We start from the raw sequence: 5,399 nt of genomic DNA, 5'->3' as shown, positions 1-5,399 counted from the left end.
GTGATGGTCGCTGTGACGTTGTAGATGGAACAGGAAGATGTTGGTGACCAGCCGGTCACTGTTCCAGCTGTCTCGCGGCGAGCAGCGCCGGTAGCGGCCGTTTGCGCGCTGTTCGCGCAGTAGCCCGTAGTGCTCGATGTAGTTCACCGTTTCCAGCAGCGCCGCTCCGATCGCCGCCTGGAGCAGCAGGAACGGCAGCACCTTCCAGCCGAAGATCGCCACAAGGGCGCCGAACAGCACCAGCGACATCGACCAGGCCTGCAGGATGTGGTTACGCGGACTCCACCACCTCTCACCGATCCTGGCCAGCCGCTCGCGTTCGAGCCGGATCGCGGAACGGAAACCGCCGATGACGCTACGCGGCAGGAACTCCCACAGCGATTCGCCGAGCCGGGCACTGGCCGGATCTTCCGGCGTGGCGACCCGGACATGGTGGCCGCGGTTGTGTTCGACGAAGAAATGCCCGTACGCGGATTGAGCGAGGGCGATCTTGGCCAGCCAGCGTTCCAGGCGTTCGACCCGGTGGCCGAGCTCGTGGGCGGCGTTGATGCCGATACCGGACACCAGCCCGAGGGTGGTGGCCAGACCGATCTTGTCGATCAAGCGTAGCTCGGTTCCGCCCCACAGGGCCGCGGCGGCGCAGAGCCCGGCCAGCTGGATGGGCAGGAACAGGTAGGTACACCAGCGGTAATACCGGTCGTTGGACAGGGTTTCGTAGTCCTCGTCGCGAGGGTTGGAGCCATCGTCACCGATGAGGATGTCCAACAGCGGGATCACGATCAGCACGATGATCGGCCCGAGCCACCAGAACACCGCCATCCCGGTGTGCAACACCAACTGCGTGGGCAGCAGCGCACAGCCAGGCGCGATGAGGCCTAAAAACCACAGATGGCGTTTGGGATCGACCGACCCCCGGCGTTTGCCAACCGATTGCATCGTTTTGCCCCATTCGAACAGACCAGATTTCAACGCAGAGCAATAGTTGCAGATGCAACGCGCATAACCTACATGCCCGATACCTTAAGGTGGCAACGCTTACCAGGGTAACGGCTATGGCTGGGGATACCAACCTTCTCGGCTCGGCTCGACAGCCCTCGCGGGGCCGCGGCGCAGGCGGTACCGGCTTTCGGCCAGGGCGAGTGCGCTTCTCGCCGAGGTCGCGGGCATGTTGCTACCAGAGCAGGCAGGAGTCGAGGTGTCTTCCCATCAGCGAACGCGCCAACGGGTTCGGGGCGGCATCGGCGAAGAACCCGGGACAGGCCCTCCCGCAACGCCGCCCCGAGGCGGGGCGCACTCCGATATGGACCTCGAGTGCCCGCGGTCAGCACAACGTCAGGACCGTTCGATCTCGATCATGAAGAAGTCGGCTTTGGCCGCACCGCAGTCGGGGCAGGTCCAGTCTTCTGGGATATCGTCCCAGCGGGTGCCAGGCGCGATATCGTCCTCTGGCCAGCCCTTGGCCTCGTCGTATTCGAAACCGCACTGCATGCACTGATAGAGCTTGTAGTCGGTCATCTGTCGGCCTTTCTCGGTACAGGGTGGTCATGCTCGGTCGGGTCAGCCCGTCGGCGAGCAGATCTGTCTCGGCCTTCTCCCTGGCCCCGCGGCGGGGCTGCACCAGCCGTCGCGGATGACGTACCACGGCGTGCCCGCAGGAAACCCTCTCGCGCAGCACGGATCGGCGCACCGCATGCGCCCGCTGTGCAGCGGGCACCTTCGTGCGGGTCCGGCGGGCTCGAATCCGCCCGGCTACCGGATCAGTACATCGGCGTCGGCGGGCAGCGCGTCGACCTTCCACCACCGCAGATCCGTCGACTCGGTACTGCACACCGGGACCGCGCCTGCGGGGGCGGTGATCCGGAACAGCAGGTCGAGATGGCGGGTGGGTCTGCCCAGCGAGCAGGTGATCGGGTGGGCTTGCGCGCCGTAGAGTTCCGGATCCAAGCGCAGCCCGCCGATCCCGGATTCCTCAGTGGCCTCACGCAGGGCAGCGTCGGCGACGGTCTCGTCTGTCTCCTCGCAGTGGCCGCCGAGCTGAATCCAGCGTCCTACCCTGGGGTGCAGGGTCAACAGCACTTCGCTGGAGTCGTGGGAGAACACGACCGCCGATGCGGTGATATGCCCGGCCGTATGCTCGCGTAGACATCCCCGTGGTGCGGATCCGAGGAACGCCAGCATCGCCTCGCGCAGGGACATGTCCCCGGCCGCGGCGGGACGCCATGATCCCAGTAGCGCTGTCGCCGAGGCGTGCAGGGATTCAGCGGTCACAGTTCCACCAGCCCGATACCGTCGGTGCGCGCCGGACGTGGAGTCAGCTCCTCGAGCGGATGGCCGATTGCGATCGCGCCGAGTGGACTCCAGTCCGGTTCCAGGCCGAGCACGTCCCTGGTCACCTCGGGGGCGAAGATCGTCGAACCGATCCAGCAGCTGCCGAGCCCCTCGGCGGCCAGGGAAACCAGCAGGCCCTGCACCGCTGCCCCGACCGCGACCGTGAACATGGTGTGTTCGGCGGCGCGGCGGCGTTCGTCGGGATAGGCGTGCGCTCCGTCTGGGACACAGCACGGGATGACAACCTCGGGCGCGTCGAACAGGATGCGGCCGCGGGCGATCCGGCGCTCCACCCGCACCGGGTCCAGCCCATCGCCGGCCAGATCGGCGCGCCAGGCATCGGCCATAGCCGTCAGGAGCCGCTCGCGCAGTGCCCGGTCCCGCACCCAGACGAACCGCACCGGGCGGGTGTGATGCGGTGCGGGTGCGGTCAACGCGACCGATACCGCGGCGCGCACCCGGTCCGGGTCGACCGGTTCGGGCGAGAATTCGCGCACCGAGCGGCGCAGCAGCACGGCCTCGCCGCGTCCGCGTTCGATCGCTTCGGCGGTGCCGAGCCAGAACAGGTCATCGCTGCCGCGGCGCACCAGATCGGCCGCGCTGGAACCGTCGTCGACGACGGCCAGGCCGCGGACGACCGCAACGGGGACACTCCCCAGTTTGCCTTTCACCAGATCGGCGGCGGCCGCCAGCTCGTCGGCCACCGCCACCTGGGTGACCTGCAGTTCGTTGCCCTGGCCATCGACCGTGCCCGCGTAATCATGCAGTACCCGCAGGCCTGAGGAGCCGATCGCGGCGTCGATCTGACCGTTGCGCCAGGCACGGCCCATGGTGTCGGTGACCACGACCGCGACATCGACGCCGAGCCGCGTCGTCAGCTCCGAACGCAGCCCCTTCGCGCTGCCGTCGGGATCGGCGGGCAGCAGCACCAGTTCACCCGATTCGACATTCGAGCCGTCGACCCCGGAGGCTGCCTGCACGATGCCGAGCCGGTTCTCGGTGATCAGGGTGCGGCCCTTACGGGCGAGCACCCGCACCGCCTCCTGCTCCACCAGCGCCCGGCGGGCGGCGTCCCGCTCTGCCGGGTCGGTCGGAGCGGCGACGATCCGCCCCTCCACCTTGGCGATGATCTTGCTGGTGACCACGAGGACGTCACCGTCGGCCAACCAGGGAGCCCGGGCGGCGATATGTTCGGCCAGATCGTCACCCGGACGAAATTCCGGTAAACCGGTAATCGGCAGGATGCGCAATTCTGTGGCGCCGTGATCGGCCGGTGTGGATTCGGTTGGCTCGGTCATGGTTTCACTCCCGCCAATTCCAACGCCTCGCGCACCATTTCTGCGGTGGTCGGCGGGTCCGTCATCAGCAACGGAACACTGCGCACCTCGACGCCTGGCACCTCGGCGGTATCGGTGGTGTGCACCAGCCATCCATCGAGAATGCCGGTGGCCGAACGGGATCCGTAGTGCCGCCCGACCCCCTCCGCGGTGGTTTCCACGCCGATCACCGACAGGCACTCGTCGGCCATACCCCGCAGCGGCTTTCCGTCGATCACCGGCGAGACACCGATCACCTTCGCGTCGGTGGTACGCAATGCCCCCCGAATTCCGGGCACCGCAAGGATCGATCCGATGCTGACAACAGGGTTCGACGGAGCCAGTAAGACTGCGTCGGCAGCCCCTATGATTTCGGTCACATTTGGGGCCGGTTTTGCGTCATCCGCCCCGATTGTGGCGAATCCATAGGTTTCGACCGCTGCTCTATACCTGACCCACCACTCCTGGAAATGGATCGCGCGACGTTCGCCAGGGTTGTCCGTATCGCCGACGACTACATGCGTTTCACAGCGATCGTCGGTTGCCGGGATGAGTTTCACACCCGGTTGCCATCGATTGCAGAGCGCTTCGGTGACCGCCGAGAGCGGATAGCCGGCGCGCAGCATTTCCGTACGAACCAAGTGCGTGGCGATATCCCGATCACCCAGTCCGAACCAGTCCGGCTGCGCCCGGTATTTCGCCAGCTCCTCCTTGGCGTGCCAGGTTTCGCCGACGCGCCCCCAACCGCGTTCGGTGTCGATGCCGCCACCGAGGGTATACATGCAGGTATCGAGGTCGGGACAGATGCGAAGGCCGTGCATCCAGACGTCGTCACCGACGTTGACGATCGCCGAAACGTCGGCATCGGGCAGCAGTTCCCGAACGCCTTGCAGGAACCTCGCGCCACCGACTCCGCCGACCAAGACGGCGATACGTGGACCTTTGGCGGGTGCGGTGTCCGCTTGTTGTGTTGTCACATCCACACAGCCTATGCGGCGCGAGAAAGAGTGCGACCCCAGCCATATTTGCTACTCGTTTGCTATTACCCTCGATGAGGCCAGGAAAGATCAACACTGAAAGCGCGGCCGGATAGTAACGGAATAGTGACAGTCGCTTGACCATCGGAGCGTTCGGCGTGTCTAATCACAGACATGTCATTCCGAATCGCGCGAGAGTTCAAGGGCGCGAACGGGTTTTCGAACAAATGTTCGCACCGGAATGACAGGCTCGGGGAAGTCCGCGAGACAACGTCGCGGAGTTGGGCCGTCGGTAAGCGTGTTGGTCCGACGGAAAGAATCATTCTGCGCTAACACACAGTGAGGAGGCGGAGCGATGGCCAATGAGCTGGCCCCTTCGGGCATGCCGGGCGGCGTATCGCGAAGCGATTCCACAGCAGGCGCAGCACGTGGCGTCTGTGCTGACAACAGCTGGTCCGGTCGCGAGGGGGGTGGCCACGATGCGGCACCCCGGCTCAGTTTGGTCGTAACCGGCTTCGACGAGTTGTTCGAATCCATCGAAGAGCAGTGGCAGGAACGCGCCCTGTGCGCCCAGACCGACCCCGAGGCGTTCTTCCCCGAGAAGGGCGGCTCGACCCGGGAGGCCAAGCGCATCTGCATGGGCTGCGAAGTGCGCGACGAATGCCTGGAATACGCGCTCGCGCACGACGAACGCTTCGGCATCTGGGGCGGTCTTTCCGAACGGGAACGCCGCCGCCTCAAGCGCGGCATCGGCTGACCGACACCCCAACCGTTTCGG

General features: G+C 65.9%; 6 protein-coding genes. 1 reads left to right on the top strand and 5 read right to left on the bottom strand.

From position 1 onward, the window contains the following. The 5 genes from B0T44_RS25865 to cofD all read right to left on the bottom strand — a co-directional run. Window positions 1–936: alkane 1-monooxygenase (locus B0T44_RS25865; protein ID WP_081512726.1), on the bottom strand; the 936-nt coding region annotated here is incomplete at its 3' end. Between the two features lie 396 nt (window positions 937–1,332). Next, the gene (locus tag B0T44_RS25860) at window positions 1,333–1,515 is read right to left on the bottom strand and encodes a rubredoxin (RefSeq protein WP_077121585.1); all 183 of its coding nucleotides are present in this window, start codon (window positions 1,513–1,515) and stop codon (window positions 1,333–1,335) included. Between the two features lie 234 nt (window positions 1,516–1,749). Next, window positions 1,750–2,268 (bottom strand): NUDIX hydrolase, encoded by a 519-nt coding sequence (locus B0T44_RS25855; RefSeq protein ID WP_077121587.1) that lies wholly within the window; start codon window positions 2,266–2,268, stop codon window positions 1,750–1,752. After that, window positions 2,265–3,626, bottom strand: a complete 1,362-nt coding sequence (locus B0T44_RS25850; RefSeq protein WP_077121589.1) for a coenzyme F420-0:L-glutamate ligase — start codon at window positions 3,624–3,626, stop codon at window positions 2,265–2,267. Before B0T44_RS25850 ends, B0T44_RS25855 begins: the two co-directional genes overlap by 4 nt. After that, window positions 3,623–4,621, bottom strand: coding sequence for a 2-phospho-L-lactate transferase (gene cofD / locus B0T44_RS25845; RefSeq protein WP_077121621.1), 999 nt, complete (start codon window positions 4,619–4,621; stop codon window positions 3,623–3,625). Before cofD ends, B0T44_RS25850 begins: the two co-directional genes overlap by 4 nt. 499 nt (window positions 4,622–5,120) lie before the next feature. On the opposite strand from cofD, the gene B0T44_RS25840 reads away from it, so the two are divergent. Then, window positions 5,121–5,378, top strand: coding sequence for a WhiB family transcriptional regulator (locus B0T44_RS25840; protein ID WP_077121591.1), 258 nt, complete (start codon window positions 5,121–5,123; stop codon window positions 5,376–5,378). The last annotated feature ends 21 nt before the right edge of the window (window positions 5,379–5,399 follow it).

The organism is Nocardia donostiensis, from assembly GCF_002081715.1.
Lineage (GTDB): Bacteria > Actinomycetota > Actinomycetes > Mycobacteriales > Mycobacteriaceae > Nocardia > Nocardia donostiensis.
Note: the sequence above shows the minus strand (reverse complement) of the source record. Positions and strands in the feature narration are given on the sequence as shown.